The organism is Sinorhizobium sp. BJ1, assembly GCF_002531555.1.
GTDB lineage: Bacteria > Pseudomonadota > Alphaproteobacteria > Rhizobiales > Rhizobiaceae > Sinorhizobium > Sinorhizobium fredii_B.
In genome coordinates this window covers 162,313-179,531 of sequence record NZ_NWTH01000011.1, presented here as the reverse complement: position 1 = coordinate 179,531, position 17,219 = coordinate 162,313, and the positions used below count along the sequence as shown (strand labels likewise).

The window sequence follows — 17,219 nt, the reverse complement described above, 5'->3', positions numbered from 1 at the left end:
CCGAACTGGTTGTCTAATCGCGCTTTGCGAGTCAAGCCCGTTTAGATACGTCGGATGAGCTCCGGGCACATGTTCATGGCACAGATTCGGATCGGTCATATGGTGCGTTCTCAGTGTCCGCTCAGTGCTTCATTTTGACGTGAGAGCAATCGTATGTCGGGAACATGGTTGTCTCCGCGGTCGGTACAAGACCGCCGCATCATGGTCTTCGCAGGAAAGGTCTTCCTATGTTCTGCGCGCAGTCTCTGGGAGCTGCCGCCAGTTTGACGGAATGACCCGACCTACGTCCACGACAGGGACGCCTCGTCGCGTCAGAAAGATGATGCGCTGAGAGTGATCGGCTGTCAGACCTTCATTATGCGTTGGTGCCGGCCGAAGGGTTGAAGATTTCTCCCGTCTTGAGCATGGTATGCATGATAACCGCGAGTTTGCGGGCGACGGCCACAGCGGCCCGCTTGAAGCCAAGCCGCTCGCGCAACTTGAGCCCCCAGTTTTTAAATTCCTGACGCTGGTTCGCGTAAGCATCGCAGTCGCCGCTTCGTAAAGCAGCCCGCGCAGACGGTTGTCGCCTCTGCGTGAGATATGACCATCGTAATCGACTTCGCCCGACTGATAGCGGCGTGTGGTCAGCCCGAGCCAGGCGCCAACTGAGCGCGAAGTTCGGAAGTTTTCCGGATCCTCGATTGCGGCGACGTAAGAGACCGCCGTGATGGCACCTATGCCCGGAATTGTCATCAACAGCTTCGTAGCCGGGCTCTGCCGCGCCGCTGCAATGAGCTGACGGTCAAGAATGGCCGCACGCTTGCGGATGTCGTGCCATGCTTCAAGCAGGGGCAAAATGATCTGTGCCAGAGAGGTCTGCCTCTCCAGAAGCTGTCGGACATGGGCATCAAACACCCGACCTGTGCCTTTGGGGACGATAAGGCCGAACGTCTTCATGACACCCCGGATCTGGTTGCTGATTTGGGTGGAGATGCTCAGGAGCTGATCGCGGGCCACAACCAGCGTGCGTGTCAGCATGGCGTCGAATGATTTTACCCGGACCGCCTTGTAGAAGCCGGCTTCGGCCAGCTGGGCCAAGCCATCCGCATCATTGGCATCGGTCTTGTTGAGCGTCTCGTGCAATACCTTTTGCGCATGCCGCGCTTCAATGCAGATCGCGGGCACCCCCTCGGCCGTCAGCGCATGATAGAACCAGGTCGACAGCGGCCCCGTTTCGAATACGACGCGCTTGGCGTGCGGGGCGTGCTTGCGGATCATTTCCGCTAGAACCTTTGGATCCGAAGGACACTTACCCCGCCAGATCCGCTTCCCGTCCTCTCGGATCGAGATCGCGGTGTCTTTCAATGAAACATCAAGCCCGATATATTGGTCCATGGTTGCTCTCCGTTCGATGCTTGGGCCCGGTTCCAATCGTGAGCCCGTTTTCCCATCGTATCGGGAGCAACCACTCCAGCCAGCCATCATCTTATTGAAATGACCTGGGACGATCGCGCCGCGATTACCCCATGTTCTGCTTTGAGCATCGACCGAAGTGGAGCGGGCGGCCCACTGGCAATCATCATTGACGCTGCGCGCCGCCGCGGTAGCTTTGTCGTTCCGGAGAACCTATGTGCGGACGAGTCTGCATCAAGAGCACCCTTGACGACCTGTTACGGGGATTTTCCATGGCTGAGCGGGAAGCGGTCCTGGGGATGGCCAACCAGTTCCCGCGCTACAACGGCGCTCCGTCCCTTTACTATCCGATCATAATCCGCGATGTCGTCCGTGATCCGGACGTTTTCAGCCCCACATTCGTCAGCGCACGTTGGGGCTTGGTGCCCGGTTGGATGAAAGAGCAGAGGCCCGGCCGGCCGCCGCCGGTCAATGCCCGAAGAGAGTTTCCTCGAACGGTATGTTCAAGAAGGCCTATGGCAGCCGCCGTTGCCTCATCCCGATTGACGGTTTTTTCGAGTGGAAGGACATCTTCGGCACGGGCAAGAACAAGCAGCCATATGCCATTGCAATGAAGTCTGGCGAACCATTTGCGCCGCCGGCATATGGGAGAAGTGGCGCAATCCGGAGACGGGAGAGGATATCCGCACCTTCTGCGTCATCACCTGCCCGCCAAATGAGATGATGCGACAATCCATGATCGGATGCCGGTGATCTTGCACCGAGAGGACTATGAGCGCTGGCTTTCGCCGGAGCCGGATCCTTTCGACCTGATGAAGCCGTTCCAGGCGGAACCGATGACGATGTGGCCGATCGACCGGAAAGTCGGTTCTCCGAAGAACGACACCAACCGCTTCGAACGTCGCTTATGCATATTGAGATAGTGAGAGCGCGAGCGAGATCAAGGGCTACTGGCCCGTCTAAAGGCGATGTGCTCCATCCGAGCTAATTCCGATTGGCTAAAGGTCAACCTACTCCGCCTGATGTAAAATCAGCATTTTCTTAAATGCGAAGGGGAGATACATGTTGAGGGGAACACTGTGCGCCTTAACGGCGCTGGCCATGTCGTTTGGTCTTTTCTCCCCTGCGGAGGGAAGCACAGTCCAAATTCCGGGCCACAAGTTCAAGACCGCAAAAAACTGTGAGCGTAAGGCGCCAATCGGGAAATTCGATCGCAAGTGCGACATTCCGATTGTCGGCTGGCGTGGCGCCGAAGGCCTTTGGTTGCCGAGTGTTGCGCAAGGTGCCCCTGGCGGGTTCGGTCTTTGACAAAGGCGAAACGTTGTCACCGCCGTGAGCGAGGGACCGACGCCAGTCCCGCAAGTAAGCGCTTCGGCGCGCCTCTGAAGCCCGAATGAAGTTTGACGTAATCTCCAAAGTCTAGTCCACCGGGTCTAATGGACAGTCCGCATGGCTGCCGTTAAAACCCGCGCTTGTTGGCGATGTGTAGTGGAGCCGGGAGACTCTCTTCCGCTCCAATAGGCGCAGATAGACACCAGAGGGATAACGTAAGCCGCGCGCTGATCAGCAAATCAGAGAAATCGCGAGGTTCGCTCCAATTTGGACTGAAGTCGTTACGAAAATCGTAGGCATTCGGAACCTATCGTCGCCGGCAAGGATCTGCGTTTTCTAAGCGCGAGGCAACAGCCCCGCGCTTTTCTGATGGGGAATTTGGCATGAGCGGTACGGGTAAGACGGGTGCGACCTTGAACACGACGGGCAACAGTCTGATTGATGGCGTACTTTCGGGTTATGCCTGGACCGGGCCGATCACCTATGCCTTTCCGACAGTGAAGAGCAGCTACAGCTATAGCGGCGAGAAGGATAACGGCTTTGCCGCGGTCTCACAGGCGCAGATAAACGCCGCGCTTTTCGCGATGGAGCAAAGTTTCGGCTCGGCCGCCAATGACGGCTTTTCCGTCGAGGGATTCACCAATGCCAGCTTCACCTCCGGAAGCGCAGCCAGCGCGACAATCCGGTTCGCCCAGTCGAACGAGCCGGATACCGCCTGGGCTTACCTGCCAGGTGCCTATGCTCAAGCCGGCGACATCTGGTTTGGCACGACCTATGCAGGCACAGCTGCAGATAATCGTACCCCTGTAGCCGGCAACTATGCATGGCATACGCTGCTGCACGAACTCGGCCACGCGCTCGGTCTGAAGCACGGCCACGAAGCAGAGGGGGCCTTCAAGCCTCTGCCTTCCCAATACGATTCGATCGAATATTCGATCATGACCTATAGCGGCTATGTTGGAGCGGGCGAGGGCTACTACTACGAACAATACGGCGCGCCGCAAACGTTCATGATGGCCGACATTGCGGCACTGCAGGAAATCTACGGCGCCGACTTCACGACCAACAGCGGCGACACGGTTTACAAATGGACGCCCGGCAGCGGTGCGACGCTCGTCAATGGCTCGGTCGGCATAGCACCAGGTGCCAACCGCATCTTCGCCACGATCTGGGATGGCGGCGGCAACGATACCTACGATCTGTCGGCCTATGCGACGGGCCTCAAAATCGACCTGCGGCCCGGCAACGCGTCGACCTTCAGCGTCGACCAGCTTGCCTGGCTCGGTGGCGGTTCCAATAACGGCTTTGCCGCAGGCAACATCTTCAACTCGCTGCTCTATCATGGCGATACGCGATCGCTGATCGAGAACGTCAAGGGAGGTTCGGCCGGCGACAAGATCATCGGCAACCAGGCGGCTAACCGGCTGTGGGGCAATAGCGGCAATGACGCGCTGAGTGGCGCTTCCGGCAAAGATACGCTCTATGGCGGTTCGGGCGCGGACAAGCTCTATGGCGGCAACGGCAATGATACCTTGTACGGCGAATCGAACAATGATGCGCTCTATGGCGGTGGCGGCGCAGACAAGTTATTCGGCGCCGCTGGCGCCGACACCTTTCAGTTCAAGGCAGTAGCGGACAGCACCGTTTCCACGTCGGGCCGCGACACCATTTACGACTTCGTCGCCTCGGATTCCGATCGGATCGATCTTTCCGCGATCGACGCCGACTCGGCCACGAGCGGCGACCAAGCCTTCACCTTCGCCGCCGCTTTCAGTGGCAAGAAGGGGGAGTTGCGCTACGACCGCGCTGCCTCCGACACCTATATCTACGGCGACGTCAACGGTGACAAGAAAGCCGACTTCGCGATCCATCTCGATGACGCCGTCACCCTGCAGAAGGGCTACTTCGTCCTGTAGGCGGCCGGCGGCGAAACGTCTTGTTGTTCGTTACCAGCGGTGACGGAGCGGAGCAGTCACCGCTCCACTCCGCCGCCGCTTGCAGCCAAAAGCCTGGCAATCTCCCGCTCCAGCCGCTGCTGGTTTTCCTTCAGGTCGAGGATGATGTCGCGCTGGCTGTAGACGCTGCCCTGGGCCTGCTTTACCTCGTCGATCTGCCGTTGATGGTCGGCAAAGCGCTGGTCATAGCTCGTCCAGACCCGATCGAGCTCCTGGCGTGGGACCTGAGCATCCCGAAGATCCTTCAGCATAGACTGCTGCTGCATCCTGTCCTCGGCGGCGCGCGCCGATCGCCACTCCATCTCCTTTTGTGTCACCATCTTTTCGTTCAGAATGGCGACGGAGGCCTTCAGGTCGCTGGTTGCGCTGTTGATCGTCCAATAGGCGAGAGCGCCGAGAATCGTGCAGAAGCTCAATGCAACACCGAGGGCTTGCCACTGTGGACGGTTGCGCTCTGCAAGTGTCGACGACAGAGAGGCTACGGAATTGCGCATCTCGGCGGCAAGCGCGCCAACCGCAGATTCCATTTGCTTGAAGCCGGTTCTCATCTCCGCTTCAAGGTCGGTCTGCCGGCGTCCGAGGTTCGTCACCCGCTCACCCAGCTGCGCCGTCACTGCATCTGTATAGGTGCGGTGTGGATCATTTCCGTTCATATCATCATCCGCCACTATGTCCCCGATGCCCCATGCTTATGCGATCCAAAGAGATCGGCCGCCGCGAGAGGACACGGCGGCCGTTGTGATGTCATTCACCGATCGGCTTCCTTGCCGCCCAGCGCCCATAGAGAGCGATGCCAGCGCCGATCACGGGGCCGAGAGCGATGATGAGTTCAATCACCTTCCCCTGAACCTCGGCCGGGAATGCGTAGCCGAACAGCCCGAGTACGCCGGCGGCCGCGGCCAGGATGGCGCCGAGGGTCACGCGCGACTGATACCAAGGCTCATTGTTTTTCGCGGCGATGATCTCAGGGGCGATCTTGGCTGTGACCGCATTGATGATGGGCCGAGCCGCCGCCGGATCCGCCGGGACAGTCGGGTTGCCGACAGTAGTGATGACCGCCGCGGCGATCTTGTTCTCGAGCTTTTCCTGTGCGGTGTTCATGATGCCCTCCTTATTCCGCGACCTTCGCTTCGCGCAGCGCGAGCGTGATTGCCGCGTAGGCCTCGGCCGCCTTCACGAGCGCGGTCGCGGCGGTGACCGATGTCGGATCCTTGCAGATGGTGTCGAGAGCCGCATAGGCAGCCGCCTCACGCGCGACGGTGCGCTGCTTGATGTTGCCGGTGCTGGCGACGATGACGAAGGCCGAGTGAGCCGTAGCCGCCGCCGAGCAAACCTGCGGCAGGTTCTTCTGGATGGCGGAATCGATGGACGATGTGGTCTGGCAAGCGGACAGCGCAAAGGCTGCCGCTGCCACCAAGAGCAGAGACTTGATCATTTCAGATTTTCCTTTGAGGGTTAGGCCGCAGCCTTGGCTTCGAAGAGGAGGCGGAGTTTGCTGACCGTCGAGGCGTCGAAGTCGCCGCTTTCGGGCAGGTTGGAGGCAAGTTGAAAGGCGCGGATGGCCGAGCGGGTTTTCCTGCCGACGATGCCGTCGATCGGGCCAAGGGCATAGCCGGCGCGGACCAGCAGCCGCTGCAGGTAAGCAGTGCGGATGTCAGGCCCCTCGAGCACCGGTTCATTCTCGATGACGACCGGCTTCCAGGTTCCCTTGATATCGGCGACCGGGAGACCCTTCGCCGCGGCCCAGGGGATAACGTCAAAGCACGGGCATGCCTTGATGTGCTCGAACGGCTCGATCACGCCATTGCCGTTCTTGTCCGGAGAAAGATCACGGTGGCCGCACCATTTGATGTCGGGGAACTCCACCGACAATTCACGCATGCGCCTTTCCAGCGTGGCGAACTGCGCATCCTTGAGCGTGTTCACGTCCGGCCGGCCGGCTGCGTCTACACCTCCGACCATCGCCAGGCCGTAGGATATCGAGTTGAAGCCGGCGACATGGGCACCGATCGCCATTTTGCCGCGGCCGATCTCGGAACGACCGTCCGGATTGATGATCTCGTTATAGCCGATGTCGGACCATCCCTGAGCCTTATGGATAGCTCGGATGCCGGCGACGCCCTTATCCCAGCCTGGAGGCGTGGCCGTAACGTGCACGACCCCAAGCGGCGTACGCTTGCGATTTGCCATGGTTCACCTGATTCTTTCGTGGATGAGGATGTCTGCCTACAGGCAATAAAAAACCCCGCCGAAGCGGGGTTCCAGCAGGACGGCGGTGAACGCGATCAGAGGATAAAATAGTCCTTCGTCAGCGTGAGGGCGTCGTCCAAGTGGATCGCCAGGTCCGCTTTCTTATCGCCGTTCACGTCCGCATAGATGTACGTGTCTGAGGCCTGCTTCACGTACCGGAGTTCACCTGCCTTGCCGTGGAAGCCTGTCGTGCCGATGAAGGTGAATGCCTGGTCGGCCGACACATTCGTGCTCGCGTCTATCGCTGACAAGTCGATCCGGTCACCCGTGCTCTGGACAAACCCGAAGATCGTATCGACCAGCGAGCCAGCAGAGTCAGCCAGGGCTTTAAAGATGAACCGATCGGCGCCCGATCCTCCCCAAAGTCGGTCGGCTCCGGCGCCACCATTGATGCGGTCGTTGCCGCCACCAGCGGAAATTGCGTCGTTACCGTTTCCACCGGTGATCCAGTTGGCGGCCGAGTCTCCGTAAAGCCGATCGCCGTAAGCCGAACCGATCAGGTCTTCGATGCCAAAGTAGGCGTCGCCGAAAGCGTCATTCGTATTCATGGCCGTGTTGGCGAGGTGCGCAGTGACTCCTTTGACAGAGGTCGCGTAGGATGCCGTGTCGCTGCCGTTGCCGCCGTCGATCGCGTCCTTTCCACTGCCACCGATTATCGTATCATTGCCCTCATTGCCGAAGAGTGTGTCGTTGCCGGCATTCCCGTTGACCACGTCATTGCCATTAAAACCAGCCATGACGTCCCGTAGGTTGCCGCCGGTGAGCGTATCGTTCCCCCGCAGGGCGTTGAAAATGACTTCCTCATCGTCCGAGAGGTCCGAGGCAGTATTCGCCGCCGCGACAATATCAGACACGGCGATGCTGCCCCCGGTGAAGACGACGAGCGCCTGGCCTTTGTAGTAGCCGGCATAGCTCGTAGCGGTCCCACTGTAGGGGGCGCCAAAGGCGTCGTACTTGAAGCCGGTGCCCTGAAACACTTCGCTGGTACCGTCCGAGTAGTTGATCCTGAACGTCGTCGACGTCCGGACATAGGACGTGCCGTAATACATGTTGCTGAAGTCGAAACTCCACTGATCAAACCCATAGTTTGACGCAACCGTTAGTTTTCCCATTGTCTACCCCCTAATCTGGCTGTCGAAGGCATAGAACAGTTATAGGTTGCAGGCAATCGGGGGTAGTGCACGCCCTCGAAGAGGACGTGCGGGGTGTTTTCAACTAGTAGTATTCCCACACAATAACCAGGCCGGCGTTGCTCCTGCAACCGCTGCGCCAAGCCCGAACCGGACCTGGCCGCGATCAAGCAGTTCAACCGCGCCGCCTACTCCACCGCATTTCTCCTGATCCTCGCGACCGCATTGTTCGGCTTCGTTTTCAGCGCCTTTTGGAATGCTGACCGGGTTCAGGAAATCGTCGCCCACGAAAGGAAAGTCTGATGAGCACCGCTGATGTCGAGCACAACATTCTTCGCCAGACCGAGGCCGCGAAGTCGCTTCTGTCCAGCCTTCGCGATCAGGGCGTCGACGATGATGCCGAGCTGGTCGCGGATGCGATCGAAGGCGAAACCAACCTCCTCGAGGCCATCTCGGCCGCCATCGCGCAGCTCGACGAATGCGACGTCCTGATCGCCGGCTTGAAGGCGAAGGAAAGCGAGTTTGAAGCCCGCCGCAAGTCGATCGAGCGCCGGTCCGAGCGTGTCCGCGCCCTGATCGAGCAGGCGATGCCCGCCACGGATCAGACCTCGTTGAAGCTTCCGACCGCAACGCTATCGCTTACCAAGCGCGCGCCTGGCCTGATCGTCGTCGATGAAGCCGACATCCCGGCCAAATACTGGGTTGAGCAGCCGAGGCCCGCCCCAAAACTCGACAAGAAGGCCCTCATCGCCGATCTGCGCGATGCGAACGCCGCCAAGGGATACGATTGGCGAGAGGTCGCTGAAACACGGCCATACCGCCAATCGCGCCACCACGCCTGAATACCGAAGCTGGTACAACATGCACCAGCGCTGCAATAACCACCGGTCCTCTCACTACGACAGGTATGGTGGCCGCGGCATCGTGGTTTGCGGGCGCTGGACGTCCTTCGAGAATTTCCTTGATGACATGGGGCCGCGGCCGCGCGGCACCACACTCGACCGATGGCCCAACGCAGACGGCAACTACGAGCCGGGCAACTGCCGCTGGGCAACCAGTAAGCAGCAGTGCCGCAACCGTAGATCAAACCGCCCCGTAATCCGCGACGACGGGCTCAGGTTCGCCACCATGGCAGAGGCGGCGGAGGCCACTGGCGGCACCGATGCATCCGCGACGTCTGCACAGGCAGGCAGAAATCCCTCTAGGGCACACTTGGAGTTACTGCGAATGAGCGGACCAGTTTTATTGACCTGGGATGGTGAAGCATTTCACCCGGCGAACCGGCACTGGGCCCGCGAATGCGACAAGCGTTTCATGGTCGGCGAGTTCTATACGCTCGCCGAGCACAACGACAGGAGCATGAACAGCCACCGGCATTATTTCGCCGCCGTGAATGATGCTTGGCGCAACCTGCCGGAGCACTATTCCGGGCTGCCGTTCGCCGAATCCGCCGAGCACCTGCGCGCCTATGCGCTGATCCGGACCGGCTACTGCGACGCTCACACGATCGTCTGCAGCACGAAGGCCGAGGCTGCGCGGATGGCCGCCTTCATCCGCCCGATCGACGCCTTCTCTGTTGTCGACGTGAAGGAGGCGACCGTCACGCGCTACGTGGCGAAGAGCCAATCCATGAAGGCCATGGGCAAGCAGGAATTTCAGGAAAGCAAAACGGCCGTTCTCGACTTCCTCGACGATCTGATCGGCGTCGAGCGCGGAACAACGCAACGAAATGCGGGAGCCGCAGCATGAAGAACCCGTTCCCTGTCAACCTTCAGACATCCGACGATGTGCGCAAGGCTGGATGGCAAGCGGAACCCGCGATGCTGACGGCCACCTTTGCCGAACCCATGCGCCGTTCGAGACTGACGCGGAAATCGTCTGGCTGGTTCGCGAGGCGCTTGAGCACGGCGAGACCGTGACCATCTGGCCAGCGAAAGGCGGTGCGGCATGAGCGAGACGCGCCCAACTTCTCAGACGTTAGGTCTCATCGTCGGCCTTCTCGCCCGTCTCAGGCTTAACGCCACGCGCCGCCGGCTTACCGGCTGCCGTGCCGGTATCGGGCACCTTATCCGGCATGGGCACGGGCTCGAGCTCCATCTCCGGAGGCACTCCCTTCCGGGTTGGCGTCGGCTGCTCGGTGCGCTTGTCGTCTCTCTTTTGGCTCATCATCGAAATCCTTTCGTGCCGCCGGCTCAACTACCTGCGTCCCGTAAGGTTCCGCACAACTGGGAGACTGTGTGATGGCATATCGCATCGCCAACTCCCTCCGCCCGGATCCGACACCAATGCGGAAGCCGACGAAGAACAAGGATTACCTGGCGTTCATCCACGAGCTGCCCTGCTGCGTTTCCGGCCGGTGCGGTGTCGAGGGCCTCGGTACGGCCACTATGGTCGCGGCAAGGGCAGCAAAGTATCCGACCGCTGGGTTCTGCCGCTGCATCCGGACGAGCACCGCCGCCAGCACGGCATGAACGAGGAGCGCTTCTGGCGCGGCGTGCGCATCAACCCGCACGTCCTCGCTCTTACCATTCACGGCCTCTGGTCGGACGTGGGCGAGGATGCGGCGCCATTCGCAACTGCTATCATCAATCAGACGCTGGCGGACGCCGGCGCCCTCCGGTTGAGGGACGAGGCATGAGCACCGATACGCTCGACATGCTCGCAACCGAGACGACCTCCTCGGCTATCATTTCAGAATGCGGCGCATACCGGTACCGCTTAGAGCGGCAGTGGGACGTCGATAAGCCCAAGGTCGCCTTTCTCATGCTGAACCCGTCCACGGCTGACGCCAGCCAGGATGACCCGACGATTCGCTTGTGTATCGGCTTCGCGAAAGGCTTGGGGTTTCGGCGGATTGATTGTCGGCAACCTCTTTGCCCTTCGCTCCACCGATCCGAAGGCCCTATATGACCATCCCGACCCGATCGGTCCCGACAACGATCAGCATATTCTCGCGATGGCCAAGAGCGCCCGTAAAATCGTTTGCGCATGGGGAACGCACGGTTCTCTTCATCGCCGCGGTCGCGAGGTCGCCGAACGGCTCGAATTCTTCGACCTAGTCGCGCTAAAAGTTACAGCGGACGGGCAGCCAGGCCACCCGCTGTATCTCGCTGCCGATATTCAACCCAAATCGTATTTTGCGCCATGAGAATTACGCTCGACCTTACCAACACCACTCCCGAGACGCGGGAATACTATGCCCTTCCTGCTGAGATCCGGGTCAAGGCCGAAGAACTCGCCGGTCCTATCAGGCAGATGACGAGACTCGAAATCCTGCTTGCGATCGGTCGAGGGATGATGAGCGAGCGAGAAGCCGCAAAGAGAGGTGAAGGATGACGACGCCCGCTCTCGTAAAAGCTGCCGACCTGAAAAGCATGGCCGATGTCGCCAAGGCCAAGGGCGTGACCGTCTGGATCGAAATTAATGGCCGGCGCGTCGGGGTTTCCCCCGATATCCCCAGCACGAGCGGCGAAAAGCCGGTTGAGAAACACGAGGATTTTGATTTCTGATGGTCGACATGCCGCGCAAGCCCTTCCTCTCCCACGAAAAGACCAGGCACGGAAAGCTCGTCTGGTACTTCAAGAGGAACGGCAAGCGCATTCGCCTCCCTGACGAATACGGGAGCGACCAGTTCAACGCGGCCTATGAGAAGGCGCTCACCGGATCGAGCGCCGCCGCGGAACAGCCGAAGTCGAAGACCGGATCGTTCAAATGGCTTGTCGGCCAATATAAGCGCAGCGCTGCTTTTGCCGCCTTGGCGCCAGCAACGCGCCGGGCCCGCGACAATATCCTCAAGCAGTTGCTCAAGGATCCGAAGAACGCCGACGGGCCTTTCGGCGCCATCACCAAGGCGCACATCAAAAAGGCGATCGACAAGCGCGCCGCCACGCCGAACGCCGCCAACAATCTCCTGAAGACGATGAGCCATCTGTTCAAGTGGGCTGTCGAGGCCGAACACCTCGACGTCAATCCGGTGATCGGCGTCAGCAAGGTTTCAGTGAAGTCGGACGGCTTCCACACATGGACCGTCGATCAGGTCGAGAGATATCGGGCGCATCATAAGCTCGGGACAAAGCCACGACTGGCGATCGACATTCTGCTCTTCCTTGGGCTGCGCCGATCCGACGCGGTTCTAGTCGGCCGCCAGCACCTCAAGGACGGCGTCATTTCCCTGCGCACCGGCAAAACAGGCGCATGGGTCTACCTTCCGGTTTTTCAAGCAATTGCTCGAATCGATCGAGGCGACGCCGATAGGAGACCTGGCTTTTCTGACCACATCTACCGGCAAACCGTTCAGTTCAGGAGCATCATTCAGGAATTGGTTCGCGAAGCAGTGCAAGGCCGCGGGCCTGCCTGATGAGTGCCGAGCGCATGGGCTCAGTAAGGCGGGCACCACCATAGCCGCCGACGAGGGCGCGACGGCTCATGAGTTGATGGCAATGTACGGCTGGACCCGGCTCGCGATGGCCGAAGTCTATACGAAGGAAGCCGATAAGAAGCGCCTCGCGATGGCCGCTTCGGAACGCCTTGCGAACAGAATGTAGGTCGCACCTATAACCCTGCTCGGTCGCACCTTAAATAGAATCAAAGACTTAGATAGTGGTTTGGCGACCCCTGCAGGACTCGAACCTGCGACAACCTGCTTAGAAGGCAAGTGTCTGGCGTGAGGCCCCGGATGGCCTTCCGCATGCCCCAGAAATGACCGTGGCAACGGGTTCGTGCCGGACCTGCTTTGCTCTTCGTGAATCTGCTTCGCTAAGGGTGAATCGGCGTGGTCAGAGTTTGCTTCGCTATAAGCTGACTTCGTCACCCGGCGCGACGACGGTGAGGCACTCCGCTTCGGTCCTTTCCCTGATGAACATGAATCAATCCCTTCATCAAGCGATCTAAATGCTCTAGTCTATGCCAGAGGGATCGGACCGGCCTTGACCAAGGTCAAGGCGGGAGGTGGCTGCGGCGAAGGTCGTGCGCTTACAATTGACACCGATCAATGATCGCACGGACCGGCCACCTTAGCTTGGTCCCTAAAGACACCGCCAATCCACGCCCGCGACGAGGGCGCCCAGCACTTTCCGAATTACGTGATCGGTCGTCATGCATGATTTCGGTTTGCGATGAGACAGCGAGATGCTGCAGAAAAGGAGGTTCTGCGATGTCGAGGAAAATGTCTGACACACTTGCACCGGCGATCTGGCCCCAATGGCCCGTGGGGCCCGAAGGGCGATCGCTGCTGCTTTCGATGGCACGTTTCCAGGCGGACGTACTGCAGACGGCCTTGCGCGGTCAGATCGAGGCGCTCAGCTTCATGCAGAGCCGCAGCGAGCATCACCTGCAGCTTTGGGAGGAACTGCTCGCGTCGGACTATGCGCGCGATGGTTTCGACCTTTACTGCAGCTTCTGGCGCAATGCTTTCGAGGACTATTCCGACGAGGCTGAGCGATTCACGCGGATCGGCGCGCAGCTTGCTACCCAGGCGGCGAAGCGCGTGAGCGAGGAGCAGGAAGACCTGACCGAGAAAGTTGCGCGGAAGATGGTGATGTGACGCGGTGACGGTCAGGCCGCTGCTGCATGTCTCCTTAAATCGAAGCCGCTTTAAGGAGAAAAACATGCAGCGCTTCAAAGTCTTACATCGTCCTTTGTGCGTCTGATAAGACGCACGGCGCTGTAGTCGTCTACTTGGTCTGCTGTCCGGTCTTGGCTGCGAGCAGGTCCGCGAGTTCCATCGGGAAGGGGAAAATGATCGTCGAGTTCTTCTCGCCGGCGATGACGTTGAGCGTGCTCAGGTAGCGCAATTGCATGGCCTGGGGCTGGCGGGCGAGGATTTGCGCCGCCTCGAGCAGTTTCGCCGCCGCCTGCTGTTCGCCCTCGGCGTTGATGACCTTGGCGCGCCGCTCGCGTTCGGCCTCCGCCTGGCGGGCGATCGCCCGGATCATCGATTCGTTGATGTCGACATGCTTGATCTCGACGGTCGCGACCTTGATGCCCCAGGCATCGGTCTGTACGTCGAGGATCTTCTGGATATCCTCGTTCAGCCTGTCGCGTTCCGCCAGCATCTCGTCGAGGTCGTGCTTGCCGAGCACCGATCGCAAGGTCGTCTGGGCAAGCTGGCTCGTCGCCGCCATGAAGTCCTCGACCTGGATCGTCGACTTCTCCGCATCGATCACCCGGAAATAGATGACCGCACTGACACGGACCGAAACGTTGTCATGGGAGATGACGTCCTGGCTCGGCACGTCGAGCACGCGGGTCCTGAGATCGACGCGCACCATCTGTTGCACATAGGGAACGAGCAGGATGAGACCCGGCCCCTTGACGCCGGTGAAGCGGCCGAGGGTGAAGATGACGCCGCGCTCGTATTCCCGGAGGATCCGGATCGCATAGGCGATGACGATCAGCAGGAGAAACAGAGCCGCGGCGAGCGGAACAAGACTTCCAAACAAGGGCATCAATTTCCTCCCCTTCCTAGCTTCGTTTTGCTCGGCGCTCGACTTCGAGCGTCAACCCGTCGCGGCCGACGACCATCACGTCCTCGCCGGGGCCGAGCGGCTCGGTGCTCACTGCGCTCCAGCGCTCCCCATGCGCGATGACGTAACCCGCCGCGCCCGCCCAGGTGTCGACCTTGCCGAAAATACCGATCATCTGCTCGGCCCCCGTGGCGACCTTGTGCCGGCGGGAAACGAATGCGAGACGGGCGACAATGAAGCTGAAGGCCAGGCTTGCGATCGCCACGCCGCCGAGAACCGGCCAGGACACCTGCAACCCCGGTACGTCGGTGTCGAACAGAATTGCGGCACCGAGCACGATGGCAACCCCGCCGCCGAGCCCGAGGACGCCAAAGGACGGCGCGTGCGCCTCGGCCACCAGCAGCGCCACACCGAGTATGATCAGGCCTATGCCGGCATAGCTTACCGGCAGCACTGCCAGGGCGTAGAGACCGAGCAGAAGGCTGATACCGCCGATCGTGCCAGGCACCACAGTGCCGGGCGTCAGGAACTCGAAGATCAACCCGTAGATGCCGACGATCATCAGCAGCAGCGCGACGTTTGGATCGGTGATCACCGAGAGCAGGCGCGTGCGCCAGTCGGGAAGCACGTCCTCGATGGAGAGCCCGGCCGTGTCGAGCCGGTTATCGGCCTGGCCGATGCGGACCGTCCGGCCGTGGGCTTGCTTCAGGAGGTCCTCGACGGTAACGGCCGTGAAATCGACAGCCTTCTCGCGTACCGCCGCGGCCGAAGAGAGGCTGGCGGCCTCGCGCACCGCCTTCTCGGCCCAATCGGCGTTGCGGTTTCGCAATTCCGCAAGCCCGCGAATATAGGCCACGGCATCGTTGATCAGTTTTGCCTCACCGGCATTCGTTGGTTGCTTGGGAGCGTCGGGCTTGCCTTGCTCGTCGGACGCCTCTTTGCCGCCGTCCTCTTCGTTGCCGCCGAACAGCCCTCCCCCGATGGCGATCGGTGTCGCGGCGCCCAGATTGGTTCCCGGCGCCATCGCCGCCACATGGCTTGCGTAAAGAATATAAGTCCCGGCGCTCGCCGCCCTCGCGCCGCTCGGCGCGACGAAACTGGCAACGGGCACGGAGGAGTCGAGGATTGCGCGGATGATGTCCCGCATCGACGTGTCGAGGCCGCCGGGCGTATCCATCTGCAGAACCACCAGCGCCACGCCGCGATCCTCGGCGCGTTGCAATCCCCGGATCACATATTCCGCCGTCGCCGGACTGATGGCGCCGTTCACATGCAGGACCATGGCGACGCGCTCGGCCGCGGATACAGATGGAACTGGAAACGCGAAGGCCGACAGCAGGAACAGCACCAGGGTGAGGATTCGGGACATTCGCCGTCAGGCCTCTGGTTCGCTACCGGGCTAAAGTGGGAGGATGGTCCACGCCAGGGCTTTCCATGCCCACTTCTACCTTTCGTCGAAATTCATGCTTTCTAATATAGGCCAGAACGGGGAAAAGCGTAAGGGATATGGCCTTGGTGCTCTGCCGCGGAAGTTGCATCGTCACGGGCGGCTCTTGTTGGTCCACTCGCCAGCAGCGGGCGGACGCAGCAAACCGTATGAACAGGCACCGTCGGCGGTTGACTCTGGCCTGGGGACGGTGGTATCAGGTTGAGTAATCGTTAACCCATGGAAGCTGTCGTGACGATTTCTTTGAGCGACATAGCCGAGCGCGCGGGCGTTTCCGTCAAGACGGTTTCGGGCGCCCTGCACGGCGGCTCGGCCCGCATGTCGGACGATACGCGGCAGCGCATCAAGGAGATCGCCGAGGAACTCGGCTACGTCACCAATCTCGCCGCGCGCAGCATGCGCCAAGGCTGGATGCCGCTGATTGGCGTCGTTGCCGATGAATTGATCACCTCGCCCTTTGCAACCGAAATCATCCGCGGACTCGACGGCGCCGCCCGAACCTCCGATATGGCCGTCTTCGCGATGACGCTCTCCGGCCGCCGAGACATCGCCTCCGTCGTCGAGGAAGTCCGCCGTTTCCGGCCGCGGGCGATCGCCTATGCGGCCATGTATCACAAGGTCGTCTCGCTACCGGAAGAATTTACCGGCACCGTCGGCGTGATGATCAATTGCCGCGATGCGAACGACCGGGTGACGTCGCTGGTGCCCGACGAGGTCGGCGCCGCCAACGAGATCACCAGCTACTTGATCAATGCCGGGCGCCGCAGCATCGCTTTCATCAACCTGCCGGGCCTGCTCGCCGGCGAGCTGCGCGAGGCCGGTTTTCGCCAAGCCTTGACCGAAGTAGGCCTTGGCGGCGGCGGGGCCTACGTGCTTCCGGCGGTACGCCGCGCGACCTACAGCGACAGGGCGCACAGCCTCGTTCTTTCGCATGTCACCGAACTGATGCGCGGGCCGACACCCCCGGACGCGATCCTTTGCGGCAACGACCGCGTCGCGATGGAGGTCTATGCCGCGCTCAGACGAGTTGGAGCACAGATCCCGGATGATGTCGCCGTCGCGAGCTTCGACAACCAGGTCGACATCGCCTCGCGTCTCGATCCGCCCTTGACGACCATGGCCCTGCCGCATCGCGCGATGGGACGTATGGCGGCCGACATTCTGCTGACCAGCGATGCGGCGCCGGGCGTGGTGCGAAAGCTTCCGTTCCAATTGGTGGAACGGTCATCCGTTTGAATCCAGTTGC

General features: G+C 60.7%; 16 protein-coding genes and 5 pseudogenes. 12 read left to right on the top strand and 9 right to left on the bottom strand.

The features are described from left to right. Positions 1 to 355 precede the first annotated feature (355 nt). Positions 356 to 1,377, bottom strand: a pseudogene (locus tag CO676_RS17595) (IS110 family transposase). A gap of 233 nt (positions 1,378 to 1,610) precedes the next feature. Here CO676_RS17595 and CO676_RS17590 point away from each other — a divergent pair. Together CO676_RS17590 and CO676_RS17580 are read left to right on the top strand one after the other, a co-directional pair. After that, a pseudogene (locus tag CO676_RS17590) lies at positions 1,611 to 2,318 on the top strand (SOS response-associated peptidase). Between the two features lie 792 nt (positions 2,319 to 3,110). Further along, positions 3,111 to 4,643 carry a M10 family metallopeptidase C-terminal domain-containing protein gene (locus CO676_RS17580; protein WP_097522024.1) on the top strand — a complete coding sequence of 511 codons (1,533 nt, stop codon included), beginning with the start codon at positions 3,111 to 3,113 and terminating at the stop codon, positions 4,641 to 4,643. A gap of 56 nt (positions 4,644 to 4,699) precedes the next feature. Here CO676_RS17580 and CO676_RS17575 read toward each other — a convergent pair whose 3' ends face one another. From CO676_RS17575 to CO676_RS17555, 5 genes are all read right to left on the bottom strand, one after another. After that, positions 4,700 to 5,335, bottom strand: coding sequence for a hypothetical protein (locus CO676_RS17575; protein WP_097522023.1), 636 nt, complete (start codon positions 5,333 to 5,335; stop codon positions 4,700 to 4,702). A gap of 91 nt (positions 5,336 to 5,426) precedes the next feature. Next, entirely contained in the window at positions 5,427 to 5,783 is a 357-nt protein-coding gene (locus CO676_RS17570; RefSeq protein ID WP_097522022.1) for a hypothetical protein, read from the bottom strand. Between the two features lie 10 nt (positions 5,784 to 5,793). Next, complete coding sequence (locus CO676_RS17565; protein ID WP_097522069.1) at positions 5,794 to 6,114, bottom strand: cell wall anchor protein; 321 nt, start codon at positions 6,112 to 6,114, stop codon at positions 5,794 to 5,796. Positions 6,115 to 6,137: 23 nt separating this feature from the next. Beyond that, positions 6,138 to 6,872, bottom strand: a complete 735-nt coding sequence (locus tag CO676_RS35260) for a peptidoglycan-binding domain-containing protein (RefSeq protein ID WP_179875521.1) — start codon at positions 6,870 to 6,872, stop codon at positions 6,138 to 6,140. Positions 6,873 to 6,967: 95 nt separating this feature from the next. Further along, positions 6,968 to 8,044: a calcium-binding protein gene (locus CO676_RS17555; protein WP_097522021.1), complete on the bottom strand. Its 1,077-nt coding sequence runs from the start codon at positions 8,042 to 8,044 to the stop codon at positions 6,968 to 6,970. Positions 8,045 to 8,364: 320 nt separating this feature from the next. Between CO676_RS17555 and CO676_RS17545 the strand changes: the two genes are divergently transcribed. From CO676_RS17545 to CO676_RS17535, 3 genes and pseudogenes are all read left to right on the top strand, one after another. Next, entirely contained in the window at positions 8,365 to 8,904 is a 540-nt protein-coding gene (locus CO676_RS17545) for a siphovirus Gp157 family protein (RefSeq protein WP_097522020.1), read from the top strand. Between the two features lie 19 nt (positions 8,905 to 8,923). Continuing rightward, entirely contained in the window at positions 8,924 to 9,811 is an 888-nt protein-coding gene (locus CO676_RS36105) for a hypothetical protein (protein WP_245424341.1), read from the top strand. Beyond that, positions 9,808 to 10,013: pseudogene (locus CO676_RS17535) on the top strand (hypothetical protein). The gene CO676_RS36105 and the pseudogene CO676_RS17535 overlap by 4 nt, the downstream one beginning before the upstream one ends. Before the next feature lie 26 nt (positions 10,014 to 10,039). Here CO676_RS17535 and CO676_RS17530 read toward each other — a convergent pair. After that, positions 10,040 to 10,228, bottom strand: a complete 189-nt coding sequence (locus tag CO676_RS17530; protein WP_144340144.1) for a hypothetical protein — start codon at positions 10,226 to 10,228, stop codon at positions 10,040 to 10,042. 74 nt (positions 10,229 to 10,302) lie between these two features. On the opposite strand from CO676_RS17530, the pseudogene CO676_RS17525 reads away from it, so the two are divergent. The 6 genes and pseudogenes from CO676_RS17525 (at position 10,303) to CO676_RS17505 (ending at position 13,604) form a co-directional block, all read left to right on the top strand. Continuing rightward, positions 10,303 to 10,700: pseudogene (locus CO676_RS17525) on the top strand (DUF968 domain-containing protein). Further along, positions 10,697 to 11,210: pseudogene (locus CO676_RS17520) on the top strand (DUF1643 domain-containing protein). The pseudogenes CO676_RS17525 and CO676_RS17520 overlap by 4 nt, the downstream one beginning before the upstream one ends. Before the next feature lie 2 nt (positions 11,211 to 11,212). Then, positions 11,213 to 11,398 (top strand): hypothetical protein, encoded by a 186-nt coding sequence (locus CO676_RS37005; RefSeq protein ID WP_348628071.1) that lies wholly within the window; start codon positions 11,213 to 11,215, stop codon positions 11,396 to 11,398. Next, positions 11,395 to 11,571, top strand: a complete 177-nt coding sequence (locus CO676_RS35255; RefSeq protein ID WP_179875520.1) for a hypothetical protein — start codon at positions 11,395 to 11,397, stop codon at positions 11,569 to 11,571. The genes CO676_RS37005 and CO676_RS35255 overlap by 4 nt, the downstream gene beginning before the upstream one ends. Further along, positions 11,571 to 12,419, top strand: coding sequence for a hypothetical protein (locus CO676_RS17510; protein ID WP_245424339.1), 849 nt, complete (start codon positions 11,571 to 11,573; stop codon positions 12,417 to 12,419). Before CO676_RS35255 ends, CO676_RS17510 begins: the two co-directional genes overlap by 1 nt. Before the next feature lie 795 nt (positions 12,420 to 13,214). After that, positions 13,215 to 13,604 (top strand): phasin family protein, encoded by a 390-nt coding sequence (locus CO676_RS17505; protein WP_097522016.1) that lies wholly within the window; start codon positions 13,215 to 13,217, stop codon positions 13,602 to 13,604. 130 nt (positions 13,605 to 13,734) lie between these two features. On the opposite strand, the gene CO676_RS17500 is transcribed toward CO676_RS17505, so the two are convergent. Then, positions 13,735 to 14,508: a slipin family protein gene (locus CO676_RS17500; RefSeq protein ID WP_097522015.1), complete on the bottom strand. Its 774-nt coding sequence runs from the start codon at positions 14,506 to 14,508 to the stop codon at positions 13,735 to 13,737. Between the two features lie 16 nt (positions 14,509 to 14,524). After that, positions 14,525 to 15,895 (bottom strand): nodulation protein NfeD, encoded by a 1,371-nt coding sequence (locus CO676_RS17495; RefSeq protein WP_097522014.1) that lies wholly within the window; start codon positions 15,893 to 15,895, stop codon positions 14,525 to 14,527. 297 nt (positions 15,896 to 16,192) lie between these two features. Between CO676_RS17495 and CO676_RS17490 the strand changes: the two genes are divergently transcribed. After that, complete coding sequence (locus tag CO676_RS17490; RefSeq protein ID WP_179875519.1) at positions 16,193 to 17,209, top strand: LacI family DNA-binding transcriptional regulator; 1,017 nt, start codon at positions 16,193 to 16,195, stop codon at positions 17,207 to 17,209. The last annotated feature ends 10 nt before the right edge of the window (positions 17,210 to 17,219 follow it).